Annotated in this window: 22 protein-coding genes and 1 riboswitch; of the genes, 8 read left to right on the top strand and 14 right to left on the bottom strand. The window is 47.0% G+C overall.

The window, feature by feature from the left end:
• Positions 1-15: 15 nt before the first annotated feature.
• From rho to rpoE, 6 genes are all read right to left on the bottom strand, one after another.
• Positions 16-1,341: a transcription termination factor Rho gene (gene rho / locus MKX75_RS00640; protein ID WP_076334178.1), complete on the bottom strand. Its 1,326-nt coding sequence runs from the start codon at positions 1,339-1,341 to the stop codon at positions 16-18.
• Between the two features lie 468 nt (positions 1,342-1,809).
• Positions 1,810-3,063, bottom strand: a complete 1,254-nt coding sequence (locus MKX75_RS00635) for a UDP-N-acetylglucosamine 1-carboxyvinyltransferase (protein WP_062838117.1) — start codon at positions 3,061-3,063, stop codon at positions 1,810-1,812.
• A 147-nt stretch (positions 3,064-3,210) separates the two neighbouring features.
• The gene (gene fba / locus MKX75_RS00630) at positions 3,211-4,065 is read right to left on the bottom strand and encodes a class II fructose-1,6-bisphosphate aldolase (protein ID WP_076334179.1); all 855 of its coding nucleotides are present in this window, start codon (positions 4,063-4,065) and stop codon (positions 3,211-3,213) included.
• Positions 4,066-4,325: 260 nt separating this feature from the next.
• Positions 4,326-4,712 (bottom strand): response regulator, encoded by a 387-nt coding sequence (locus MKX75_RS00625; protein WP_076334180.1) that lies wholly within the window; start codon positions 4,710-4,712, stop codon positions 4,326-4,328.
• A 228-nt stretch (positions 4,713-4,940) separates the two neighbouring features.
• Positions 4,941-6,545 carry a CTP synthase gene (locus MKX75_RS00620; RefSeq protein ID WP_062838120.1) on the bottom strand — a complete coding sequence of 535 codons (1,605 nt, stop codon included), beginning with the start codon at positions 6,543-6,545 and terminating at the stop codon, positions 4,941-4,943.
• A gap of 453 nt (positions 6,546-6,998) precedes the next feature.
• On the bottom strand, positions 6,999-7,568 hold the full coding sequence (gene rpoE / locus MKX75_RS00615) for a DNA-directed RNA polymerase subunit delta (protein ID WP_062838121.1): 570 nt from the start codon (positions 7,566-7,568) through the stop codon (positions 6,999-7,001).
• 462 nt (positions 7,569-8,030) lie between these two features.
• Here rpoE and MKX75_RS00610 point away from each other — a divergent pair, with 462 nt between their 5' ends.
• Complete coding sequence (locus tag MKX75_RS00610) at positions 8,031-9,185, top strand: S8 family peptidase (RefSeq protein ID WP_076334181.1); 1,155 nt, start codon at positions 8,031-8,033, stop codon at positions 9,183-9,185.
• A gap of 296 nt (positions 9,186-9,481) precedes the next feature.
• Here MKX75_RS00610 and argS read toward each other — a convergent pair whose 3' ends face one another.
• The 5 genes from argS to MKX75_RS00585 form a co-directional block, all read right to left on the bottom strand.
• Positions 9,482-11,161 (bottom strand): arginine--tRNA ligase, encoded by a 1,680-nt coding sequence (gene argS / locus MKX75_RS00605; RefSeq protein ID WP_062838124.1) that lies wholly within the window; start codon positions 11,159-11,161, stop codon positions 9,482-9,484.
• Positions 11,158-11,583 carry a DUF1934 domain-containing protein gene (locus tag MKX75_RS00600; RefSeq protein ID WP_076334182.1) on the bottom strand — a complete coding sequence of 142 codons (426 nt, stop codon included), beginning with the start codon at positions 11,581-11,583 and terminating at the stop codon, positions 11,158-11,160. Before MKX75_RS00600 ends, argS begins: the two co-directional genes overlap by 4 nt.
• A 265-nt stretch (positions 11,584-11,848) precedes the next feature.
• The gene (locus MKX75_RS00595) at positions 11,849-12,115 is read right to left on the bottom strand and encodes a DUF6171 family protein (RefSeq protein WP_076334183.1); all 267 of its coding nucleotides are present in this window, start codon (positions 12,113-12,115) and stop codon (positions 11,849-11,851) included.
• 3 nt (positions 12,116-12,118) lie between these two features.
• Positions 12,119-13,600, bottom strand: coding sequence for an alpha-N-arabinofuranosidase (locus tag MKX75_RS00590; protein WP_339167983.1), 1,482 nt, complete (start codon positions 13,598-13,600; stop codon positions 12,119-12,121).
• A gap of 215 nt (positions 13,601-13,815) precedes the next feature.
• Complete coding sequence (locus MKX75_RS00585) at positions 13,816-15,003, bottom strand: hypothetical protein (protein WP_339167981.1); 1,188 nt, start codon at positions 15,001-15,003, stop codon at positions 13,816-13,818.
• A 618-nt stretch (positions 15,004-15,621) separates the two neighbouring features.
• Between MKX75_RS00585 and MKX75_RS00580 the strand changes: the two genes are divergently transcribed.
• The gene (locus MKX75_RS00580; protein WP_260986711.1) at positions 15,622-15,753 is read left to right on the top strand and encodes a hypothetical protein; all 132 of its coding nucleotides are present in this window, start codon (positions 15,622-15,624) and stop codon (positions 15,751-15,753) included.
• A 431-nt stretch (positions 15,754-16,184) separates the two neighbouring features.
• On the opposite strand, the gene speB is transcribed toward MKX75_RS00580, so the two are convergent.
• Positions 16,185-17,054 carry an agmatinase gene (speB, locus tag MKX75_RS00575; RefSeq protein WP_036607280.1) on the bottom strand — a complete coding sequence of 290 codons (870 nt, stop codon included), beginning with the start codon at positions 17,052-17,054 and terminating at the stop codon, positions 16,185-16,187.
• A gap of 14 nt (positions 17,055-17,068) precedes the next feature.
• Entirely contained in the window at positions 17,069-17,896 is an 828-nt protein-coding gene (gene speE, locus MKX75_RS00570; protein WP_017691306.1) for a polyamine aminopropyltransferase, read from the bottom strand.
• A 414-nt stretch (positions 17,897-18,310) separates the two neighbouring features.
• Here speE and MKX75_RS00565 point away from each other — a divergent pair, with 414 nt between their 5' ends.
• Positions 18,311-20,389, top strand: coding sequence for a PBP1A family penicillin-binding protein (locus MKX75_RS00565; RefSeq protein ID WP_339167978.1), 2,079 nt, complete (start codon positions 18,311-18,313; stop codon positions 20,387-20,389).
• Between the two features lie 196 nt (positions 20,390-20,585).
• Here MKX75_RS00565 and MKX75_RS00560 read toward each other — a convergent pair whose 3' ends face one another.
• On the bottom strand, positions 20,586-21,089 hold the full coding sequence (locus MKX75_RS00560) for a YwhD family protein (RefSeq protein ID WP_062838130.1): 504 nt from the start codon (positions 21,087-21,089) through the stop codon (positions 20,586-20,588).
• Positions 21,090-21,190: 101 nt separating this feature from the next.
• On the opposite strand from MKX75_RS00560, the gene MKX75_RS00555 reads away from it, so the two are divergent.
• The 5 genes from MKX75_RS00555 to MKX75_RS00535 all read left to right on the top strand — a co-directional run bounded on the left by MKX75_RS00555 (position 21,191) and on the right by MKX75_RS00535 (position 26,266).
• Positions 21,191-23,182: a M1 family metallopeptidase gene (locus MKX75_RS00555; RefSeq protein ID WP_339167977.1), complete on the top strand. Its 1,992-nt coding sequence runs from the start codon at positions 21,191-21,193 to the stop codon at positions 23,180-23,182.
• Between the two features lie 10 nt (positions 23,183-23,192).
• Entirely contained in the window at positions 23,193-24,035 is an 843-nt protein-coding gene (locus MKX75_RS00550; protein WP_339167976.1) for a hypothetical protein, read from the top strand.
• A gap of 254 nt (positions 24,036-24,289) precedes the next feature.
• Positions 24,290-24,427: riboswitch (cyclic di-AMP (ydaO/yuaA leader) on the top strand.
• A gap of 3 nt (positions 24,428-24,430) precedes the next feature.
• Positions 24,431-24,901, top strand: a complete 471-nt coding sequence (locus MKX75_RS00545) for a C40 family peptidase (protein ID WP_062838133.1) — start codon at positions 24,431-24,433, stop codon at positions 24,899-24,901.
• A gap of 363 nt (positions 24,902-25,264) precedes the next feature.
• A complete protein-coding gene (locus MKX75_RS00540) occupies positions 25,265-25,759 on the top strand; it encodes a GNAT family protein (RefSeq protein WP_339167975.1) in 495 nt (164 codons plus the stop codon).
• 150 nt (positions 25,760-25,909) lie between these two features.
• On the top strand, positions 25,910-26,266 hold the full coding sequence (locus tag MKX75_RS00535) for a cytochrome c (RefSeq protein WP_062838135.1): 357 nt from the start codon (positions 25,910-25,912) through the stop codon (positions 26,264-26,266).
• The last annotated feature ends 39 nt before the right edge of the window (positions 26,267-26,305 follow it).

Here is a 26,305-nt window from a genome sequence, read left to right as displayed (position 1 = left end):
TTGGTCAAACGACACTTATGTCGATGTACCTGACGTAGCTGTCTGTCTCGGTGAGCGACGGGTTGTTGTTGTCCCCGAATTACTTGTCGGAGCATTACCAGCTGAATCAAATGCCGCCAAAAACTCTGCATTCGTTTTGCTGTTACGAAGTTTCTTGAGGAAACCTTCGACAAAGTCATGGGAATCATTCATGTTCTTACGAATCGTCCAGATCGTATCCAGCTCTTCCTTGCTGAGCAATACTTCTTCACGACGCGTACCCGAACGACGAATGTCGATCGCCGGGAATATACGACGCTCAGCCAGACGACGGTCCAGATGCAGCTCCATATTACCCGTACCCTTAAACTCTTCATAAATTACGTCATCCATACGCGAACCAGTATCAATTAATGCCGTTGCCAGGATGGTCAGGCTTCCGCCTTCTTCCACATTCCGGGCAGAACCGAAGAAACGTTTCGGACGATGGAACGCAGCTGGGTCAATACCACCACTAAGTGTACGACCAGATGGTGGAATAACCAGGTTATATGCACGCGCAAGACGCGTAATGCTATCCAGCAGGATAACGACATCCTTTTTCGCCTCAACCAGACGAAGCGCACGCTCAAGCACCAACTCTGCCACCTTGATATGATTCTCAGGCAATTCATCAAATGTAGAAGCCACAACTTCCCCTTTTACCGAACGCGACATATCCGTTACTTCCTCTGGACGTTCATCAATCAACAGGACAAACAGTTCAATTTCAGGATTGTTAGTTGAGATGCTGTTGGCAATTTCTTTGAGGAGAAGCGTTTTACCCGCTTTGGGAGGTGCTACGATCAATCCGCGCTGTCCCAATCCTACCGGGGCGAGCACATCCATAATGCGTGTGGACAAATGGTTGGGGGATGTTTCGAGAACCAGTTTTTTCTGCGGATACAGTGGGGTTAGTGCCGGGAAGTGAAGTCGCTCTGCAGCCGCCGATGGATTCTCACCATTTACAGCGTTGACTTGCAACAATCCGAAGTATCTCTCGTTTTCCTTAGGCGTTCTACACTTACCTGATACAAGGTCACCTGTTCTTAGGTCAAACTTGCGAATCTGAGAAGCTGAGATGTAGATGTCTTCCGTACTTGGCAAGTAGTTAATGGGTCTTAAGAATCCGTAACCTTCAGGTAAAATCTCGAGTACGCCTTGCATGAACATCAGACCGCTCTGTTCAGCTTGTGCGCGTAATATAGCAAAGATTAATTCTTTCTTTTTTAACGTACCATAGTAAGGTATCTGATATTTTTTGGCCAGCTTGTAGAGGTCCGTTAATTTCATTTCTTCCAAATCGGAAATTTGTAGATCCATATAATAACCACCTATTCAATTAATAAGTCCGTGTGAAATGGATAGTTTCGCTAGATGTTCCGGCTATAGAGCGCAGCATCTGCCACAATCTCTTCTGTCCATTGTACGGAATGTAACCGTTATAATGCAAATACTTGTCTTTGAGTGTAAGTTTCCGGGTGGGATGGCCAATATTCGGCAAGATCCGCTAATGAGTGAACACGATGCATTGAGGCGATCAATCCGGATAGACCGGCTATGGAGCGCAGGTTCAAACAAAACCGGGGGTTGGGGAAGAGAAATGATGTTCTTACAGCCATATGAAGTTTGACTCAAAAAAAGACCCTCCGGTAAAGGAAACAGAAACATTTCGTCTTATGCCGGAGAGACTGAGAACTCTATTAAAACAGGTTTACCCAATTACTGAAAGGATATGCAGTTCAGTTAAAATAACATGTGTATGACTGAATCATGCATGATACTGCCATATTAATCGGTTTCCCGCCATACATCTGCACCAAGCAGACGCAAATTGGTCACCAGATGATCGTAACCACGGTCGATATATTCGACCCCAGTTACTTCAGTCACACCTTCACTGACGGTGAGACCCGCAATCACTAGCGCCGCTCCAGCGCGAAGATCGGATGCTTTTACTTTGGCCGCATTCAATGCACTGCCTTCAATAATCGCTGACCGTCCTTCTACCCGAATCTTTGCACCCATCCGCACCAGCTCAGGCACATGCTTGAATCGATTACTATATACAAAGTCGCTCAGGACACTCACGCCAGTAGCCTGTGTCAAAACACTGGTCATCGGTGACTGTAGATCTGTTGGGAAACCAGGATATACAAGTGCCTTCACGTCAACATGGTTATAATTTGGTTTACCAATGACACGTATACTTTCATCCAATTCCTCAATGCCAACACCCATCTCCAGCAGCTTTGCCGTTAAAGCCTCCAGATGTTTGGGGATCACATTGTCAATCAGAACATCTCCGCGCGTTGCCGCTGCAGCAATCATATACGTACCTGCTTGGATACGGTCCGGAATGATAGAATGACGGCAGCCTTTAAGCTCCGAAACTCCTTCAATACGGATCGTTTCGGTACCTGCACCCTTGATGCTGGCACCCATGGAATTCAGAAGTGTTGCTACATCTATAATCTCAGGCTCTTTAGCCGCGTTTTCGATAATTGTAGAGCCTTTGGCACGAGTAGCCGCCAGCATAATGTTAATGGTTGCACCGACACTGCTTACATCAAGATAAATCTTTGCTCCGCGCAGCTCTTTGGCATGCAGATGAATGGAGCCGTGTTCGTTTGTTACGGTTGCGCCAAGCGCTTCAAACCCTTTGATATGTTGATCAATTGGACGAGGCTCAAAATTACAGCCCCCTGGTAAACCTATGGTCGCTTCTTTAAAACGCCCTAGCAATGCACCCATCATATAATACGAAGCGCGAAGCTTCTTCACGGGACCATTCGGCATAGGAATGGATTTGATGTCAGAAGGATCAATCTTCATCTGACTACCTTCCCAAGTCACACGTGCTCCGAGTTCCTCCAAAATTTCTGCATAAACCGCCACGTCACTCAAAAGCGGCAGGTTGTCCAACACGACTTCTGACTCGGCAAGCAATGCTGCAGGAATAAGCGCAATGGCGCTGTTCTTGGCGCCGCTTATAGTTACAGTTCCCTGTAACGGACGTCCGCCACTAATCATCAATTTTTCCATAAAGCTTAATGTCCCCCTACGTGTTTTGCAGCCGATGAACGGCAATACGTGCTGTTGGCTTCCGATGTAGAAATAAGGTGTGAAAATGGAAAGACACCGGCTAGGCGGTGTTTTTCCATTTCACAGTATGGAACTGGTAAAGATAAATTACGCTTTGTTGTTGGAACCAAACTCGCGGATTTTACCTTTAACTGTTTCTTTGATTGCATCACGGCCTGGTACGATGAATGTACGTGGATCGTAAGCATCTGGTTTAGCTGCAAGCACTTCACGAACCACTTTTGAGAAAGCGATTTGGTTCTCTGTGTTTACGTTGATTTTGGATGTACCCAGGGAAATAGCTTTGTCGATGTCGTGTTTAGGAATACCTGTACCACCGTGCAATACGAGTGGAACTTGTACCGCGTCACGAACTTCTTCCATTTCTTTGAAGCCCAAGTTAGGCTCGCCATGGTAAGGACCGTGTACGGAACCAAGAGCTGGTGCCAATGTGTCGATACCTGTTTCTTTAACGATACGGATACACTCGTTCAGGTCAGCGTACATGATGCCGCCGATAACGTCGTCTTCTTGTCCGCCTACAGTACCTACTTCAGCTTCTACAGAAACGCCTTTAGCGTGTGCATATTCAACAACTTTTTTAGTCATTTCGATGTTCTCATCGATGGAGTGGTGGGAACCGTCGATCATTACGGATGTGAATCCAGCATCGATCGCTTCTTTACACTTGTCGAAGCTTGAACCATGGTCCAGGTGAATTGCAACTGGAACAGTGATTTTCATGTCGTGGATAAGTCCTTCTACCATTTTAACTACAGTGTAGAAGCCACCAATGTGACGTGCTGCGCCTTCGGATACACCCAGGATTACTGGGGATTTCTCTTCTTCAGCAGCACCAAGAATCGCTTGAGTCCACTCAAGGTTATTGATGTTGTATTGACCAACTGCATATTTTCCTTCGAGTGCTTTGTTCAACATGTCTGTCATAGATACTAATGGCATGGTTTCAATCCTCCTAGGGGTTTGGGTTGTGTCTATGGTTTTTAGCCGAAATCACATACGGGCTTATTATACCACATCCCATGTCAAATACTAAACAAGCATTTGCAAAAATGCTGTGCTTTGCAGCACAGTTTTCATAGACACCGCTTTATGACTTCCCCATTTCCAATATTCCCCGGATGAAGGAGTGAAATACCCCATTGTTCCACCAAGTACCATCTATGTTCTTCACACGCAAAAAAATCCTGTATCTACAGGATTCAGCTGCATTTATTGGCGGCCCCATTGCGAAGTTGCATATTCACAGCCACTCGCATCTCATCGATATCAAACGGTTTTGTGAAATGCATGAGAGCTCCAAGATCCGTGGCTTCCTTAATCATGTCCAATTCACCATAAGCGGTCATCATGATGACCTTGATATCCGGATCAATTTCTTTAATATGCTTCAGGATTTCCAGACCGTCCATCCCAGGAATCTTCATATCGAGCAATACTAGGTCAGGCTTGTCATTATTCACAATCTCCAGGGCAACCTTGCCGTTGGGTGCTTGAAACGTGTTATATCCTTCACTGCTGAACACTTCCATTAACAGGATTCGAATACCATTCTGGTCATCAACAATCAAAACTTTTTTATCTTCCACTCTGTAACCTCCTAGAATTAGGAAAGCATGTACATCTTCGAATCTGGATAACTATCCCATAGTCGTCATGATAAGTATTCTACCTCTTCCATTAAAATCCTGCTACCTTCACAAAATGACAAAAAGCATTTCCATCTGCTTTTTACACAAAAAAAGGGATGTTCTGGCATCCGCTATGGTTGCCAGGAACATCCCTGATATCTTTTACGTTAACACTAAAACCATGTATTACTTCTGCGCATTCTCCAGAGAAGCTTTTACAAACTCACGGAACAATGGTTGCGGACGGTTCGGACGTGAAGTGAATTCCGGATGGAATTGTACTGCCAGGAACCATGGGTGTCCTGGAAGTTCCACGATCTCAACCAGACGTCCATCCGGGGATGTACCCGAGATAACCAGTCCTGCTTTTTCGATCGTTTCACGGTATTCATTGTTGAACTCATACCGGTGACGGTGTCTCTCATACACCAGCTCGTCATCATAACAAGCCATCGCCAAAGAACCTTCCTGAAGCTTACAAGGATACAGACCCAGACGCATCGTGCCACCCAGATTTTCAATATCTTTTTGCTCAGGCAACAGATCGATCACAGGGAATTCCGTAGCCGGATTAATCTCGGAGCTGTTTGCCCCATTCAAACCAACGATGGAACGTGCATACTCAATAACGGAAACCTGCATACCCAGGCAAATACCGAAGAACGGAATTTGTTTCTCACGAGCATAACGAATTGCCGATACTTTACCTTCAATACCACGATCTCCGAATCCACCAGGAACAAGGATACCGCCAATACCATGTAACAGGTCGCCTACATTCTCATCTGTAATATCCTCAGAAGGAACCCAGCGAATTTTCACATCAGCATTGGATGCAAATCCTGCATGGGACAAGGACTCAACAACACTCAGATATGCATCGTGCAGCGCAACATATTTACCAACAATAGCGATCTCAACCGTATGCTCCAACTTGTTGATCCGGTCAACCAACCCTTCCCACTCGCTCATATCCGGTGCAGGAGTAGTCAGTTTCAGATGGTTTACCACGATCTCATCCAAGCCTTCTTCACGCAGGTTCAGAGGTACTTGATACAACGTGTCTGCATCACGACATTCAACCACGGCATTCTCATCAATATCGCAGAAGAGAGCGATTTTGGCTTTCATGTCGTCAGACAATTCATACTCCGTACGGCATACAATCACATTCGGTTGAATACCGATGCTGCGCAATTCCTTAACACTGTGCTGCGTTGGTTTTGTTTTCACTTCACCAGCTGCTTTGATATAAGGAATAAGCGTTACGTGGATGTACATTACATTGTCGCGACCCACATCACTCTTGATTTGACGAATAGCTTCCAGGAAAGGCAAGCTCTCGATGTCGCCCACTGTTCCGCCAATTTCCGTAATAACAACATCCGAACCTGCTTCACGTCCAGCGCGGAATACACGCTCTTTGATTTCGTTCGTAATGTGTGGAATAACTTGTACCGTTCCGCCCAGATATTCCCCGCGTCGCTCTTTGCTGATGACGGAAGAGTATACTTTACCAGTCGTGACGTTGCTGTTTTTGGAGAGATTGATATCAATAAAACGTTCATAGTGGCCAAGGTCCAGATCCGTTTCCGCGCCATCATCCGTAACAAAAACCTCGCCGTGCTGATAAGGACTCATTGTCCCTGGGTCGATGTTGATGTATGGATCAAATTTTTGAATCGTTACCTTAAGCCCTCTGTTTTTCAGCAATCTGCCCAGCGAAGCAGCCGTAATCCCTTTGCCCAGGGAGGACACAACTCCGCCCGTCACGAAAATATACTTTGTCACTGTTATTACCCTCCTAATATAAGTACAGAAATTCAGGCGATATATGGTGTTATCGTAACCTGTTTCCCAGGTAATCATCGTTAAAAAGAGCAATGGCAGAAATTCCCTGCATCTGCGAACTGCTCTTTCTGCGAAGACGGTTTAAATAAACGTTGTTCTACAGCAAAAAATGGCGCAAACATTCCGGTAGCCTTCATTCCATTTGGTGTTTTTGATATACAAAAACGGGCCACGAAATGTTGGCCGGGAGCATGCGGAAATGAAAACATTTTGCAAAATTATGCCTCTAAAAATACAAAAAAAAGTACTCCCGCAGGACGGGGCACCTTCTATAAAAAACATAAATATATTATCGCTCATTCATAAGCCCATGCAATAGTTTACCCGTTACCCCGTCCGCTGTCAAGGCTGACTATTCCGGGGAAACGGGTAAATTATAGACGTCAAAAATGACTACCGATTATCAGAATCGTCGTCAAATTCATCCTCGTTTTCGGACTCTTCTTCGTCTTCTTCGAGGTCTTCATCTTCCAGATCGTCATCTTCGACCAGCACTTCTTCTTCGCTGTCTTCTTCATCAAAGATGTCGTCTTCGTCTTCATCTTCTTCGTCTTCATCTTCGTCTTTATCCGTGCTGTCGAAGTCTTCGTCGCTGTTATAGCTGTCTTCTTCTTCACCGAAGTCTTCATCTTCCAGATCATCGTCTTCATCGTTGATGATACGCGGACGCTTCGCACCCGTCATGGAATCTTCTGTTCCAGCTACCGGATACCAGCGCTTCAAGCCCCACAGACTCGTACCGACGCAAGCAAAACGACCATCGATATTAATCTCGGTATATAGCTGGGCGATAAACTCGTTGATTTCTTCATCAGTCATTCCGCGCTGCTTCGCTACCTCATTCATCAAGTCACGATAGTAATACGGCGTATTAGCCGCTTTCAGCACCATAAAGGCAAGGTCCACCAAAGGGATCTCTTTTACCTTTTCTTTATCAATTTTCAAATTGAGCGAGGTACTCACTGCAGACACTTCCTCTCACACAAAATTCACTTTTTAACCCCTACGAACTGGACTGTTACGTATAACATATCCATTAACAAACCTAAGTAAAACCTATTTAGCGTTAAAAAGCAAGTTTTTATGTATGGATGTGATGCAAATGCGGAGAGCAGGTCCAATATGTCCATATATTGAACGTGAGTTGACATCAAACTCCTTGAAATATCCTCATTCACAAAAAAGACAACTCCAAAATAAAAAAGACGGAGTCCCCTCCGCCTTCTGACTGTATACCCTTGAAGGATTGCTCCTCACCAGGTTCCCCGCAAGAGCCCTCTAGCTCTCCATCCATCATATGTCCCTGCGCCCGTTTTGACACGAAGAGAATGTGTTTTTGTAAAAAAAGGGCAAGTTCCCCATGCGGCGGGATGAGCGCATTCATAGAATACCTCAGCATGTTCATCCCGAAGGGGGCTGCCCATTATGGACTATACTGGTTTATTGCATCAATTGATTGACGGAATGCGACGCCCTGAACCAGAACAGGGAGGGCGATATTTGATCCGATTTGCCAAACCACAGCAGTATGAAGCCTGTCTCCTGGAATTGTCCCGAATGCGGAACGAATTCACCGACCTTGGAGCTGTTCGCTCTTCGCGACTCGCTCGTTCCATTATCGCCCCAGTGCAACGCCCGGAGGATCTGTACCGCTATGGGGATGAAATTACGATTGAAGCAGACGTCCCCATCTCCCTTCACGCCGCTGCACTTCACAGTAAACCGAGCAATGCCCAAGGCATACCTTGGGGAGTGAAGCAGATTCGGGCACCCAAAGTGTGGTCTGTGTCTACCGGACACCGAATTAAAATCGGCGTAATTGATACAGGTGCTGATTACCACCACCCCGATCTTCGTTATTCTCTGGCACGCGGAATCAATCTGTTAAATCGCAGCCTGCTTCCCCATGATGATAATGGACACGGCACCCACATTGCAGGGACCATCGCTGCAGCCAACAGCACCGCAGGCATGATTGGTGTAGCTCCACGCTCCCTGATCTATCCGGTGAAAGCATTTGACCACAACGGATCGGCTTATGTATCCGACATTGTACTTGGCATCGACTGGTGTGTGCGCAACAAGGTCGATATCATCAATATGAGTTTTGGCATGAAAACACGTAGCAAGGCGCTTCTTGACGTGGTCAATCGTGCATACCATGCTGGAATCGTCATTGTTGCCTCGTCAGGAAATGACGGCAAACGCCGCAGTATTGATTATCCGGCACGGTATCCGCAGACCATATCTGTTGGGGCAACCGACAAAAACAGACGTATTGCGTCCTTCAGCAATCGCGGCGCATACGTGGATGTCTATGCACCTGGAGATAAAATCGTTTCCTCCTGGGTACAGGGCAAGCATCACGAGATGAGTGGTACATCCATGGCAACATCGCATGTAAGTGGCGCTATCGCCTTGCTGCTCGCAAAACATCCGGGGTTATCCCCTAGTGAAATCAAAACGCTCGTCAAGCGTGCTACGATCCCGCTGCGCGCTCGTAAGACCACCACCGCGAAAAGCAAGGTACGCGGTGGCGAGATTGACGCCCTGCGGCTAATGCAGGAGGGCGGGGAGTGATCCAGCTCTGCCGGCCATCAGCAGGACTCGATTGAAGCTTGGTCGCGAAACGCAGTAGCTCTCCCGGCACAGTACGCGCGAAGAGGCAATGCATAGCGGCAAATCCTCTAGCTTGCTCCCGCTGTAATGACAGAGCAGGGCTGAGCAGACCTTGTGTTGTACCAGGGGATAGGCAGGTTTCTGCAGCCCCGGGTACAACACAAAAAAAGTCTCCATGTACCACGTTGAAAACACTCAACGTGGACGTGGAGACTTTTTGTTTTAGGCAGAGCGGCGATGTGCCGCTCGCATGGAATTTACATTTTGTCAGGAGCGGTTACGCCTACCAGACGAAGCGCTGTTGCAATAACGGTACGAACAGCACCGATCAGTGCCAGACGTGCCTGAGTTTGCTGCGCATCTTCCGTAATGACACGTTCTGCACGGTAGTAGCTGTGGAACAGGGATGCCAGCTCGTATACATAACGGATGATACGATGAGGCGCATATCCTGTTGCTGCTGCCGAGATTTCCTCAGGCAACTCTCCCATTTTGCGGAGAAGGTCATACTCATGCTCTGTTGTCAGCTTGGACAGGTCAATCTGTGCCAGTGGCAGCAGTTCAATACCTTGTTCTTCAGCCTGACGGTATACGCTGCATACACGTGCATGCGCGTATTGTACATAGAATACCGGATTCTCATTGGATGTCGAAATCGCAAGGTCCATGTCAAAGTCCAGATGGGAGTCCATGCTGCGCATGGTGAAGAAGTAACGGATGGCATCAATGCCGACTTCATCCATCAGATCTTCCATCGTTACAGCTTTACCTGTACGCTTGGACATCTTCACTTTTTCACCGTTCTGGAACAAGCTCACCATCTGTGCAATCAGGACCACCAGTTTCTCAGGGTCATTGCCCAGTGCTTGCATCGCGGCTTTCATCCGTGGAATATATCCATGGTGATCCGCACCCCAGATGTTAATCATCGTGTCGTATCCACGCGCATACTTATCACGGTGATAAGCAATATCCGGCGTCAGGTAAGTATATGTGCCATCGTTCTTGATCAATACACGTTCTTTGTCATCACCATACTGCATCGTTTTCAGCCAAGTTGCCCCGTCTTGCTCATAGATCTCATTGCGGTCACGCAATTCATCCAATACTCGCAGCACTTCTCCGTTGTCATACAGGGAAGTTTCGCTGAACCAGATGTCAAAGTTAACACGGAAGCGATTCAAGTCACGTTTGATCTTGTCCAGTTCCTTCTCCAGACCAAAGTCACGGAAATAAGCCGCACGGTCACCGGGATGCATGGACAGCAATTCTTCACCCTTTTCAGCAACAAGCTGCTTGGCGAATCCTTTAATATCTTCGCCATGATAACCGTCTTCAGGCATCTCAGCATCCTGACCCAGCTCTTGCAGATAACGAGCTTCAATAGAACGAGCCAGATTAAACACCTGATTACCTGCATCATTAATGTAGTATTCACGGGTTACATCATATCCTGCGTAGTCAAGGATGTTACATAGTGCATCCCCTACAGCTGCTCCTCGGGCATGACCCAGATGCAAACTGCCTGTCGGGTTGGCACTGACAAACTCCATCTCGACTTTGCGTCCTTCTCCGATACTAATTCTTCCGTAATCTTTACCCTGCTCTTGCACAAGCGCAAGTACTGGGTAAAGGTAACTCTTGTCCAATTTGAAGTTAATGAATCCCGGACCAGCAATCTCTGCCTTCTCAATTCCTGCTTCAGCCAGATTCAGATTGGCAATGATCTCTTCAGCAATCTGACGCGGATTGCGCTTGGCAATCTTGGTCAGCTGCATGGCAGCATTGGTCGCCAAGTCCCCGTGAGTCTTCTCACGCGGCACTTCCAGTGTGATGGCTGGCAATTCATCCTGCGTGACAATTCCGGCAGCCACAATGGCGTTACCGATGGCCGTGCTTACCCGTTCGTTAATCGTATCTAGTGGATTACGTGTCATGAAATTGGTTCCTCCTGTATATGCAAACTAATCGCGAAATGTCCGGATTCTTCATCAAAGCGGTAAAAGTCGTAGCTCCACGCTGCGCGTGCGCTCAATCCCTGAATGGAAAGTTCCAGCTGCTGTGTATGCGTGGACAGGGCAAACGACATGTATGGCGATCGGTAGAAACCAGGAAGCTTCCGATTCAATTCAAAAGTCTGCTCCGATTCAACCTCACCATGACGTATAATCTTGATGGATTGTCCGCCCAGCTTCAATGTGGTGCGGGTTATGCCTCCCTCGGGTCCAACCTGCGGTTCTTCATAACGAACATAAAGAACGGACCCTTTCAACACGGCTTCACCCTGCATTTCCTGCAGCACATCTTCACCTTCATAACGGCTGTGCAGCCGGATGTGTACCGGTCGCATGTTCGACATGAATGTTAACCTCCATTATATTCGAGGCGACGCAAAATCAGGCACGGCCGGTGAGAACAGCCCTTCCCGTATTGTTGTGTCGCTATACGCGCTCATATTCCCGGATAGCTCGCTATCCTACACTCTACTGTATAACTATATCCAGTTCCCTCGCTCAATTCAAATCCAAATTCAGAGTTTTTTCCTCATCAAGCCAAAAAAGAAGAGCCACACCTGTAAAGTGCAACTCCCTTTTGCTTCATTATAATAAGATTCGTTCATCCGATCAGGCCCATTGGGATTCATAAGGAAAAGGACATGTCGACTCGCTCAGCTTCGCTCGCACCTGTACGAGACAACCACAATGCCTACAGGTTGTGCCATATTGTAATCCTGGACAGGCAGAGCAGATGGATAGTCGCCGCTCATATTCCTCATCCTGTACGGTCGAACGCGAGCGTGAGGCCATCTCCACAAGTCTGGCCATTTTGGCATCGCTGATCTTCACATCATACTGATCATTGCATCCCTTGCAAGGTTCCTGCCTTTTCATTCATTAACCCTCTACAGCGAGCACCCCAACCGATGCTGGTGGAAGTACAAAACGCAATGTGTTATTCTCCAGTGTGATTCCATCCCACGCCATAGGCTGAACTTGACTCGGTTGTTCAAACGTATTGAATGCACCAAAATCAGCATGATGCAAAATCTGCCCGGATACTTTAGCCGCTTGAGCTGCTTCCAGCTGACACACGACTTCCAACTCATCCGTGTGACTCAGATTACAAGCCGTCACATGAATGATCCCATCTTTGTTGCGGGATGCTGATAAGCTGAGCTGCGGAATGGTCTCTTCTCCGAATGTGTATCCTGGGCTTTCATAATTCAAATCCAGTCGCTGCGCATCCATATGAACCTGATACATATCAAATACATGATACGTAGGGGTCAGGAGCATTTTGTCACCCTCCGTGAGCACAAGCGATTGAAGCACATTGACGATCTGAGCAAGATTTGCCATCTGTACCCGTTTATTATGTTGGTTGAAAATATTCAGGTTAACGCCTGCAAGCACAGCGTCCCGCATCGTATTCTGTTGATATAAGAAACCTGGGTTGGTTCCCGGCTCAACGTTATACCACGTACCCCATTCATCCACAATAATGCCGACTCTGCCTTCTGGATCATATTTGTCCATAATCTCGGAGTGCTTCACCAGTAATTCATCCATATGGAGCGTCTTTTTCAAGGTAGTGAACCATTCAGCCTCACCAAATCCTGTAGCTGCGCCTTTATCATTCCACTCTCCTGTAGGGATAGTGTAATAATGAAGACTGATTCCATCCATAAAGCGAGCAGCCTCCCGCATCAGGACTTCCATCCATTCATAGTTACCTTCGTTCGGTCCGCAAGCGATTTTATAAATCTCGTTTCCGGAATAGTTACGTACATATGTAGCATACCGGCGATATTCATCCGCATAATATTCAGGGCGCATATTTCCGCCGCATCCCCAGTTCTCATTTCCCACGCCAAAATATTTCAGTTTCCACGGTTCTTCCCGGCCGTTAGTTTTCCGCCAGTTCGCCATCGGGGATTCGCCGTCAAACGTGATGTACTCCACCCATTCCTGCATCTCCTGCACTGTACCGCTACCCAGATTGCCACTAATATATGGCTCCGTGCCGAGCAACTCACATAATCTCATGAATTCATGCGTACCAAAGTGGTTGTTCTCTTCCACACCACCCCAGTGCGTATTGATCATACGAGCACGCTCACTCTTCGGACCTACACCATCCTTCCAGTGATATTCATCGGCAAAACAACCTCCTGGCCAGCGAAGCACTGGTATATTAAGCTTCTGCAAGGCCGTTAACACATCATTCCGAATCCCATCCGTATTCGGAATAGGTGAATCTTCTCCTACCCACAGCCCCTCATAAATACAACGTCCCAAGTGTTCGGAAAAATGACCATATATATTGCGATTTATTAATCCTTGGTCTGAATCTGCCTTTAGAATAACATCAACCATGATTTCAACCCCCATAAATTGTATTGTTATCGCTTACAATAACTCGTTTTGGAGTAGGTTTCAACCGTTTTTATTTCTATAACAAACAAACCTCTTCCTGTGTATTTTTTAGGAAGAGGCTTGTTTGTTATAGAATCCATGCAGAGACATACCAAATTGATTATCATTCATTTCTAATTTGGATTTGCCTGGTTGTTATTTCAGATAACAAGCACTTAATCCTGCTCTGAAGGCAACAACATTTTTTGTATCCACGTCGTTCCACCATCTGTAGTCTGATAAATCGCAGGGGAGTTATCACTTGTTACGACGAGCCAACCCGTCTTGGCCGATGGGAAAGAGATACGCGAACTGTACCCTGGATCTTTCAAGTCAACGTTTTTCCACGTGGAACCTATATCATAAGAACGCCCAATACCCACTTTGCCAGCTGCCGGTGAACCTGCGGACAGATAAGCCGTCTGATTACCAATCAACGCCATGTTGCCGGGATGACCACCCGGGTTGGCTGGTCCGGTTCCTTTGCCCGTACTGTTTGTACCGGGTGCAGGTCCTCCTCCTGCTGTAGATTGCGCAAATACTTGGGTCCAGTTCTTGCCTTGATTACCGCTCGCATAGAGGGAGTAGGATTGTTGGGACATACCTGCATCACCATACAGAAGGGCCCATACTTGCTGGCCATGTGCATACAGATCTGCTCCACTCCAGGTGTCTGAGACAACTCGAAGAGAGGTTGTCCAATTCTTGCCACCATCACTCGTTTGCTTCAAATGATATCCCGATCCGGGTACAACCACGACGGCATACCCTTGCTTCTCTGTCGCAAAAGCAGCTGCACGTGTGTTGGCAGGTGTATTCATTTTGTGCCAGGTTACCCCGCCATCCTTCGTCTGATATGCACCATTATAGGTGTAACCATAACCTACATCTTTGTTGCGAAAATCGATTCGAGTGAATTGAATGCCCGGCGTATCGATCCGCTTCCAGTGCGATCCCCCATCATGGGTACGGATCAGATAGGTTGCAGGTGAATTTTTCACTTGTGCCAACGCATATCCATTCACATTATTCGGAAAATCAAGCTGTGAGAATTGCCACTGCCCGGTATATATGGACTGCCACGTACATCCTGCATTCGAGGTACCGATCAGGAAGCCTTCACCCCCAGCTCGTCCAGTCGTATCATTAAGAAAATCAATGTCAGTAAATTGCAGGTGTTGCTCCTCCACACCGCTGCCCTTTTTCAATGTAGTAGATAGTCCATGATCTCCCTTTCCACATGCCTGCGAGGATGTAGCGTTAGCACCTGATAGCGTATGTACCGGTCCCATCCCCCAAGCCAGCGTTAACGATAATGCGAGTGCACCAATCCGCTTCCATGTCACTGTACTCTTGGTTGTCATCGTAACACCTCCTTCTATGGTTTTACCCAAATCGGATGGTTATAACGTAACAAGCTGATAAACCCCGATGACAATTTCGCAAGAAAAAAACCACCTTTACCCATGATTGGATCATGTAGGCAAGGGTGGTTCATCACCAAACGGTGTGTACTCTAAGTTAAATGGGATACGTCATCACAGCAAGGATAACAAAACTGATACTTAATAAAAGACATAAACTAAAATATATTTTGTTGTATTTATATTCCCGAATACTATATGCAGCAAAAAGCATGGCCAGATTAGCCACCATCAACGTAAAGTTGAGAAATATCGTCACTGCTAATACAAAATTGATGACAAACACTATAAAAACTACAGTTAGCCATTTGGGATACATACTCAATTGAGCCCGAATCACACGCATACACATTCACCTACCTCTATTTCCATATTATACATAAATATTAAGATAGAGTCATGCCAAGGCAAGATATCTGCATGTGCGAGCCTGTAGTAACACAAGAAATAAATGGTAGAGACACGGGAACATACGTGCTATAATTAATGTTATGGACTTTTAATATCGGTGGATGTTTTCCAGACCACGGCGCAGCTTCCCGAAAGGGGGTGACGTCGATGGTCAAACTTGTGGCGTTGCTTGATGTAATCCGATGGATTGCTGCGATCCTCAGTATTGTACTGAGTGGGCGAAAGCTTTACCGTTGGTTGCGCAAAAAGTTTCGTAACAAGCGAAAACCCACCTCATAAGGTTGGACGCCTGACGGTGGGTTTCGCTTGAATAGCATTATTTAGTTCATGCGTGCCGTGGCAATCCACAGCCTTTCGGGTCCTATGAGTCTTTACCGTTGACGCGGTAAAGGCTCTATTTAGTATATGACCGAACCCGATCACCATATACTTCACGAGTGTAATATATCAATTAATATACTACTAAATACTGATGTAGTCAGTATAGCACAGCTCTGAATAAAAGTTAAATTAAGTTAAGTTAAGTTAACTTAATTTAACCTCGTTATTGGGTGTGCCGTAATACTTTTTGATCTATCATCCAGTCCGTTCCTTAAGCTGGAGTAGTTGAGGACAGGCAGATGAACGTTTATCAATAAAAAAATGCCCTCCCCTGCACAGGTTTGAAGCCGCGCAGACAGAGAGCATGATTTTTATCAATTATTCTGTGACTATTTCACGAATCCAAGCAGCATTTCACGGATCAGCTTCGCAGCTACAATCTGTGTCTGTTGTGTTGGATCATAAATTGGTGCAACTTCAACCAAGTCACAACCAACGACATTTACATCAGATCCTGCGATCATATGAATGGCTTCCAGCAGTTCCTTGGACGTAATGCCGCCCGCTTCTGCTGTACCTGTTCCTGGTGCTGCTGACGGATCAAGCACATCAATGTCGATGGTCACATACACCGGACGGTTGCCCATCTTCGGTAGAGCTTCCTTCATCGGAGCTGCCACTTCAAACGGATAGAAGTTGATGTTCTCGCGACCGTACTGGAACTCCTCGCGAGAGCCGGAACGGATACCGAACTGATAGATGTTTTTGCCACCCATCAACTCAGCTGCTTTACGTACTGGCGTGGAGTGGGACAAGGGCTCGCCTTCATAGTTTTCACGAAGGTCTGCGTGTGCATCAATATGAATCAGGATAAGATCCGGGTATTTCTTGTACATCTGTTGGATGACTGGCCAAGTAACCAGATGCTCGCCACCGAGACCAACTGGGAATTTGTCGTCAGCGAGCAGACTGCCGATGTATTCATGAATCACTTCAAGGCTGCGTCCCGCGTTACCGAAAGGCAAGAGCAAGTCTCCAGCGTCAAAGTACGTCATGTCTACAATGCTTTTGTCGAGATACGGGCTGTACTCTTCAAGTCCAACCGATGCTTGACGGATATGAGATGGGCCGAAACGGGAACCCGGACGGAAGCTGACAGTATAATCCATCGGCATACCATAGATAACTGCTTTCGAGTTCTCATAATCCTCAGAGCTGCAAATAAATACGTTTCCTGAATAAGCTTGATCCAGTTTCATTAATGATTTCCCCTTTATTTCGTTAAATCTTCCACGAATTTAGGAAGTACAAATGCTGCTTTGTGCAGACGCGGAGAGTAATACTTGGTATCCATCTCCGGGATTTGAGTCTCATCCACTTCAAGCGGGTCATGTTTCTTGCTACCCATGGTGAATGTCCACAAACCACTTGGATAGGTTGGAATATTACAGCCGTACACATGTACGATCGGGAAGATTTCTTTGACGTCTTTGTTCACCTTCTGGATCAGATCCGCTTTGAACCACGGGTTGTCCGTTTGGGCAACGAAGATTCCGTCTTCTTTGAGTGCTTCGTAGATACCTTGGTAGAAACCACGCTCAAACAGTGGCGCAGCCGGGCCTACAGGCTCCGTGGAGTCTACGATAATCACATCGTATTCATTTTTATGTTCAATAATATGCATGTAGCCGTCGTTTACGAGTACTTCAACATTAGGCTCGTCCAACTTGCCGGCGATTTCAGGCAAATATTTTTTAGAGTATTCAATGACTTTACCGTCGATTTCGACGAGAACTGCTTTTTCTACAGCAGCATGCTTAATGACTTCACGAATGACGCCGCCATCGCCGCCACCGACAACCAGAACTTTTTTTGGATTCGGGTGAGTGTTCAGCGCAGGGTGTGCCGCCATTTCGTGATATACGAATTCGTCTTTTACGGTAGTCATCACCATGCCATCAAGGAGCAACATGTTACCGAATTCCTCGGTTTCTACCATGGCCAAGTCTTGAAAATCGGTTTTCTCTGTAACATAGGTCTGCTTAATCTTCGCGGTGATCCCGAATACCGGGGTCTGTTTCTCCGTAAACCACAATTCCATAATCTCTACCTTCTTTCCGTAAAGTTAATGATCAGCCATACCCGACCAAGCGCTATGCACTATAATCGGTTCGCCCAAGCACGTCCAGCGTTCGGCGCCATTATCGCGTTATGATTGCTGGCCTGCGGGAAAGGTCCGCGGTTCACTTCATTATATAGATTAAATTTGACCAGAGCGTGCAGAGCGTCTGACTAATCAATGAAACAATGACCATTCGTCTGTTCGTCCTTACGCGCTTTAGTATCTTGTGCCGAATCTTACCTTTTCATTACCCTTTTGCATTATACGCGATTGACGTTTATACTGCAAAACGGTTTTTCCGTTGAAAATGCTACATTTTGTTTGCTTATGCACCCGATTGAATATCCCTGCCAATCAAGTCCCATACTGGAAGAAAAGAGAGGAGCCCGTTCCATGACCAAGCCAAATCAAAAGACCCGCAAACGCGGGTTCCGTGTACGAAAATTCATTAAAAACCTGTCTCTGCTCGCCGTTCTCGCCATGCTTGCTACCGCTGCGGGATTGGTGTACCTATACGCAACCAGCCTGCCTCTTGCAGACTCTGATCGGAATTCCCGATTGCTGGACAGTCAAGGTGAAGTGATCGCTACCTTCTCCGCAGGTGGCAAAGATTCTGTACCTGTTCAACTGGAGGACATCGCTCCAGACCTGGTCCATGCCACTTTGGCTGTAGAGGACCGCAAATTCTATAATCACTACGGTTTCGACGTGCAAGGAATGGGACGGGCTGTGCTCGTTAACCTCGAACATATGCAGATGTCGCAGGGTGCAAGTACATTGACCCAACAACTGGCGCGCAACCTGTATCTGTCTCATGAGAAAACATGGACTCGTAAAGCCAAGGAGGCCATGTACACGGCGCAATTGGAGATGAAATACAGTAAGGATGAAATTTTGCAGATGTATCTGAATGAAATCTATTATGGGCATGGAGCGTACGGAATCGAAGCGGCTTCGCGGATGTATTTTGGCAAATCAGCCAAACAGCTGGATCTCGCAGAGAGCGCCATGTTGGCAGGAATCCCGAAAGGACCCACCTACTATTCACCCTACAACCATATGAAGAATGCCAAAGACCGGCAGAAAATTGTGCTGAATGCCATGGCTGATATCGGTGAGATCACACAGACCGAAGCCGATAAGGCCTATGAGAAAGTGCTTTCGTTCAAACCGGAAAGTGAGCGTAAAACGGTGGAAAGCGCCCCGTATTTCCGTGACTATATTCGGAGTCTGGCTATCAAAGAACTGGGAATCAGTGAAGCAATGCTGGATCACGGAGGATTAAACATCTACACCACCCTGGATCTACGTGTACAAAAAGCAGCTGAAGACGCCATAGCGAAAGGTATGGATGCCAAAAGCGAGCTGGAGACGGCCCTCGTGTCCATTGACCCTCGCACAGGCTACATCAAAGCCATGGTGGGCGGCAAGAATTACCGCACCAATCAGATAAACCATGTATTAGCGACTACACGCCAACCGGGTTCGGCGTTTAAACCAATTATGTATCTGGCAGCCCTGGAGTCCAAACAGCTTACCAGTGCATCCATGTTTAACAGTGAACCTACCCTGTTTCATTATGACAACGACCGCAAAACCTATAAACCTGGCAATTTCGGAGACAAGTATCTAGGTGAGATTGATCTTAGGCAGGCGATCGCGGCTTCAGACAATATCTATGCGGTGAACACCATTATGCAGATCGGTCCTGAGCAGGTTGTGAGTATGGCAAAAAATCTGGGCATTACAAGTAACCTGAGCGCCGTGCCCTCTCTTGCACTGGGAACCTCACCTGTTAGTCCGCTGGAGATGGCTTCCGCCTTTTCTGTCATCGCTGCTGGTGGACAACGAACACCACCTGTCGCTATTCTACAAGTGACGGATGCCGCAGGCCGTGTGCTCTACGAATCGCCGCAGACGAAGGCTGAGACTGTTGTGGAACCTGCGGCAGCTTATGTACTGACTCGTTTAATGGAAAGTGTCTTCGAAAGTGGGGGAACGGGTAACCGGGTGTCTGCAGCGATTAAACGTCCGGTAGCCGGAAAAACGGGCACAACCAATACCGATGCCTGGTTGGTTGGATTCACACCTGAGCTCTCCACCGCGGTATGGGTTGGTTACGACCAAGGCAAAGCCATCTCCACTTCGGATGGCCGCCGGGCGGCACCGATCTTTGCCCAGTTCACAGAGCAGGCCCTTGCGAGCGTACCACCCAAAATTTTCACCGTACCTGATCATGTTGTCAGTGTCTATATCGACCCGGAATCCGGCAAGCTGGCAGGCAATGGCTGTGAAGAGAAGCGACTGGAAGTCTTTATTGATGGCACCGAACCGAAAGAGGTATGTCATGGTACGACGGATGATTCGGATGCAGGAGAAGATGAGAAAACCCGTCAGGTACAGAATCAACAAGGCATACAGGAAGAGAAGCATTCCTGGTGGGGAGATTTCAAACGTTGGTGGGTAGAATGACGCAAATGCGCAATGACTTAGTTGCGTCACCTTTGACCCCTGGTTACATTGAGCATATGGAAATTCACTTGGGATAAAAACTCGTAATTATTCAGAGTGATGAATACTGTTAATACACAAGCAAAAAGGCCCCCACCGAACTTTCCGGTAAGGGGCCTTTTGCTTTTTTCTTTTATACTGTGTTGAATCATCTAACTTAGGCGAGTGCTTCCTTCAATACATCCGGAGAAGCATTCCACCAATCTTCGTTGTGCGAGATCAACAGCGTCTTGAGTGCGGCCCGAGCTTCCGGTCCGAGCTCATCCAGCATGAAACGGCGCTTCATGGCATAATCCATGCGATTCACATGTTCCGCCAGCAGTTTCCATCCACGTCTTGCTTCTGTGTCAATCCACATCTCACATGCCGTTGCTCCACCATACAGTTGCCCTTCTTCTGTGCGATCCACAGCTACCCACACCAGCCATACTTGGCGTCCATTGGGTACATCCTCACGATTCGTCGAGAACTTGATATTGCGCTCCACTTTGCTCTTCGCATGCATCGCACCGATATCAATTTTGGCTTCGCCATTATCAATAATGACCGGAGAAAGGTTGTTCAGATCAATGGAGCCTGCACCGAAGCCTTTATGCTTGCTTTTTGCACTAACGATATTCAAGGCAATCTGTTTTTTGCCGTTTTGCTCGTTTTGGTCCATGTTTATAGCCTCCAAGAGTTGATACAAATATTTTAACTAATAATTGGCCCATTGCAAACATATACATGCTGTAGATGCTTGTCAACGGGAGGTATTTATCGATGATTCCACGACGCGCCAAGAGCTGGCTCACCGCATCCCTGGCCCTATGTGTGCTGGCCGGAGGGATATGGATCACTCTGGGTTACAATCGCTCCACTCATTCTGAATTGCCAGTACTCGCCCCGGAATCGGGCAAGCCCAAGGCAATAGCTCCAACGCCAGCACCTCCAGAAAGTGTACAGACCCCTACCGCCGAAGTGTACAGTAACCGTATTGTGGAATATCACATGGATGTAAAACTGGCAGAAGGGAATGTACTGGAAGGAACTCAGACGATTACATGGACACATCCAGGCAAAAAAACCGTCAATGAGCTTTATTTTCATATGTACCCCAATGCCTTCTCTTCTGCTGACACCACCTTTATGAAGGAATCCGGCGGAAAGCTTCGGGGTGATGTCATGCCTACCAATGGCTATGGCTCCATGCATATTACCGAAATGAAAACGGAGGACGGGCTCTCTCTGCTGCACCGGATGCAGTATGTGCAGCCAGATGACGGAAATATCAAGGACACCACCCTCATTAAAGTACGCTTGCCCAAACCCGTCAAAGGCGGGGAAAGCATCACAGTCCACACCCGATTCGAAGTGAATCTGCCCAAGATTTTTGCCCGGATGGGAACCGCTGATGATTTTGTTATGGCAGGTCAATGGTTTCCCAAACTAAGTGCCTATGAACCTGTGGGCAGGCGTGGACGAACAACGGAAGGCTGGAATCTGCACCAATACCACGGCAATTCGGAGTTTTACGCCGACTTCGGTATATATAGTGTGCGTATTCGGGTGCCTGAAACATACAAGGTGGCTGCTACCGGATTTCCAACGCAGCAAGCTGTAGTGAAGAATGGAGAAAAAGTCTATCAATTCTATGCCGATGATGTGCATGACTTCGCCTGGGCAGCCTCGCCCGATTTTGTGTACGCCGAAGAGCCATTCTCTGCGCCCAACGTTCCTGGTGTACGAATCAAGTTATATCTGGACCCTGCTCATCAGGATCTGAAAGAACGTTATTTCTACGCTGCGAAGGCCGCTCTATCCAATTATAGCAAATGGTTTGGTCCATATCCTTACGCCACCTTGTCCATCGTTGTTCCACCTAAAACGGGGAATGGTGCCGGGGGCATGGAATATCCCACGCTAATCACAGCCTTTGGAGCGGATGACACCACGCCAGGTTATGACCTGGAACGAACCGTAGTCCACGAGATTGGACATCAATACTTCTATGGCATGGTTGCCAGCAACGAGTTCGAGGAAGCTTGGCTGGATGAGGGGTTCACCTCTTATGCAGAAGACAAACTGATGGAGCAGGAATACGGACTGATCCCAAACCTGCCGGTGCAATCGGGACTGATTACGTCTCCTTCATCTTTAACACAAGAATCCTGGAAGTTCGATTCCCAGAACGAGTATGCAGCCAATGTCTACACACGTGGCAAGCTTGTATTGCTCGGTATTGAACATCAAGTCGGTGCGAAAAAGATGGAACGCATTCTCTCTACCTATGTGAAAAAGTACCGTTTCAAACATCCCACTTCGACTGACTTTCAAAAAGTTGTGGAACAAGTGACCCGTACTTCCTGGTCTGATTATTTTGAACAATATGTCTATGGTAACGGAATGGCTGACTTTGCTGTAGAGAAGATTCATGTTACACCCGTACAGAAAGACGGCCAAACATTGTACGAGTCATCCGTAACAATTGCGAAAAAAGGCAGTGATTACAACGCCGTTCCTGTTCGAATTGCTTTTGAAGACGGACATATCCTCACCAAGCAATGGGATGGCAAAGAAGATCGCATCACCTATAAATTAACTCACACATCTCCCGTGTCCTGGGCCATGACCGATCCCCTCTACACGATCGTGCTGGAGAACCGCCATATGAACAATTTCCTGAAAGCCGGACTGGATGAGCAGGCGAAGTCCCGCTGGAGCATGAGTGTAACCAAACTAATAGAAGCCATATTCGGAAGTCTGTCATGGTGAGGTGGAAACGGTGAAAGCGAAAATACGTGAAGGCTGGTTTCTCGTCCGTCAGCATATGTTCATTGCAGCACTTTTATTTCTTTATCAACTTATATGGGGATATTTCCTCTATCGAATGATACAATCGGCTGTCGTCCCACTACTCCTGCGTTATCCGGATACTGATGCCGGGGAGCTGAGTACGCTTTTGTTCAAAATGGAAAGCCAACTGAACCTGTCTACCCATCCGGAGGTTCATCGTTATCTGTGGATTCTGGGGGCTATGCTACTGCTTCGTATGTTAATCAGCCCCCTCATTCAGGCAGGACTGCTCTACTCGCTTCAGCACTATAATAGTACAGAAGAGCGAATTCCATTCGTCCGCGGGATTAAAAATCTGTGGAAACCGATGCTGCTGCTCCACACCATTCGTACATTATTGGTGCTTCTGCCTGGCTACTGGCTCGTGCCAAAGCTGTACTCGATTCTAATGGATGGATTTCATTCCCTTCAATTACTCTTGCCCGGCATACCTTATGTTGCTGCTTGGATCGTATATGGTTGGATTATTCACCACACCCTGCTCTACATGCAGTTCGGTGTTTCGGCACCGGAAGGGGAAGGTGGGGCTCACGGTACACTCAAGGCGCTCTGGATTGCACTGCGTCATCTCATCGCTGTGATCGGCATTGCACTGCTGCTGGGCGGAGTTCACCTGCTCGTCTTCGGGGCATTCACTTCAGCCTCATGGTTACTAACGGGACTCACCGGACTTATACTACAACAGACGTATCCACTTGCCAGATGTCTATTGAGCCTGTGGAAAATATGCGCCCATTTCCGGTTATGGCAGTCCAAAACATCCAAAGGTTAGAGCAGATAGTTTAAAAATTGTTACCATCACATGTTAAACTTATGGCCTGATATGTACTTATAAATAGGCAAACCTCAACCTTTCCCCGTCAAAGGTCGAGGTTTTTTTTGCTAATTTTGTTGCTAAACGTTGCCAAACCGGTACTCCTCTGTTACAATAATCGCAGTGAGTTTTTAGTAACAACTTTGTAATCTTTACATTCATATTTGTAACTACTTAAAATTAAATCGTCATTTCTTGATTTCGCAGGTGCATAACTAGCATAGCCAAATTCCTGGCACCTGGGAAGCGGGGGAACCAGTTATGGGTGAATTGATCTTGCTACAGAGGGATCATAGGGGACCTTCAACCGAATCCTTAAGCTAACCTCGCAGGCGTTGGAAGGGGTATATCTCTTGTTAAAGAAGAAATTAACCGCAGCTGTACTTAGCCTCACATTCGCGTTATCGCTTGGTGCAGGCAGCGCATTCGCAGATTCAAAGATGGACAAAGTAATTGATTCAGCAATGGGAACTACATACAAAAGTGGGGGAACAACGCTTAACGGCTTTGACTGCTCCGGATTTACACGGTATGTATTCGACAAATTGGGTATTGATTTGGCACGCCAATCGAGTTCCCAATTCGACATGGGTGATTCCGTATCCCGCATGGAGATGAGAGCTGGCGATCTGGTTTTCTTCAATACAACAGGTAAAGGCGTATCTCATGTAGGAATCTTTGTAGGGGATGGAAAGTTCGCACACTCCTCTTCTTCCAAAGGTGTTACGATCAGTGCATTGAGTGAAAACTATTGGGCCAATCGTTATGTTGGCGCTAAACGGATTATGAGCACGGACGCATATGAATCACTGGCCCTTGACTAGGGACAAGCTGAGCAACATGATGCTGTAACCATTAACCATACTGGAACGAAGCAAGAAGCATAACAGAACCGCCCGGTACATTCTCCGCAGGAATGTATCCGGCGGTTTTTTTGTGCTTCATTCCCTGTTCACGTTTTTACGTTGCAAGTTACACACGAGGTATATCCTGCGACATCAACAGGTTCATTTTTCGTTCGCTCGTCCGTGCCCTTATGATGTTTTTACCCATCCCGTTATAATATAAACGGAATTACCGGAACTTTTGTTTCATTTTTTTCCTGGAAAGGGAGACTTGCTAAATGAACAGCTCTTTTGTAGAGTGGACAGAGAGTTTGGTAATGAATGAGAGGAGCGTGCAGATGTATGAATGAAGCCCCTGTAACGTTTCATGTTGTACCCATGCAAGAAGAACATGCGGAGCTTATCTGCAGTTGGCAGTATGACCCGCCTTACAATATCTATAGCTGGCTACCCTGGGAGCAGATGAAAGCACTGGAAGTGGAGTTTGGGGATGCACAGCTGCGACAGGAACAATATGCTATTGTTCTAGATCAGCATGATCGGATCTGCGGATTCGCTCAATACTTCCCACTTCAAGGGGTAACCCGGATTGGCCTCGGCATGCATCCAGAGCTTTGTGGTCAGGGTCAAGGGAAAGCTTTTGTCACCGCCATTGTACAGGAAGCCATTCGCCGGAATCGGACGAATGAGATCGATCTGGAAGTTCTCACCTGGAATGCCCGTGCCATTCAAGTCTATCTGAAGAATGGATTTGTCACCCAGGATACATACGAACGACAGACCCCAAGCGGTTTAATGCCCTTTCACTGTATGGTTTATGAGGGGCCTCGTGAGTAGAATTCATTGCAAAACAGCCAAATCTGCCCCTTGTTATGTGATTAGTTCAAAAAATTACCACAAAATGCTATGATGTCACTACAGGTTCCGTTATAATGATATGGATAGTTTCAGGTTAGATGATCTTTCATTCTGGAGGGGACATAAGGGATGCACAAATGGATCATGAGCGGGGTATTTTTTGCAGCATGCGCTTTAGCTATTGTTTTAATGTTTACGCTTCCAGGGAAAGAGGAAGTGGCTGAAGAAGCGAAACCAACCATGCCGGAAGTGACGATGGATGCAGGACAGGCTGAGGCACTGGTCAAAGCCAATTGTATTTCCTGTCACGGGGATCAGCTTCAAGGTGGCGTAGGACCTGCTCTGGCGAACATCGGCAGCCAGGATGATCTGGAGAAGATCTATTCCACGATTGTCAAAGGTAAAGGTGGCATGCCTGCCTTCAAGGGCAGACTGCAGGATGAAGAGATTGCCAATATCGCCATGTGGCTGTCAGAGAAGAAATAATCTTTGCACACGCATAACAAAGAGGCCCTTAATCCCCTG

Origin of the sequence: Paenibacillus sp. FSL R5-0341, assembly GCF_037975235.1 — a bacterium.
GTDB lineage: Bacteria > Bacillota > Bacilli > Paenibacillales > Paenibacillaceae > Paenibacillus > Paenibacillus amylolyticus_A.
Note: the sequence above shows the minus strand (reverse complement) of the source record. Positions and strands in the feature narration are given on the sequence as shown.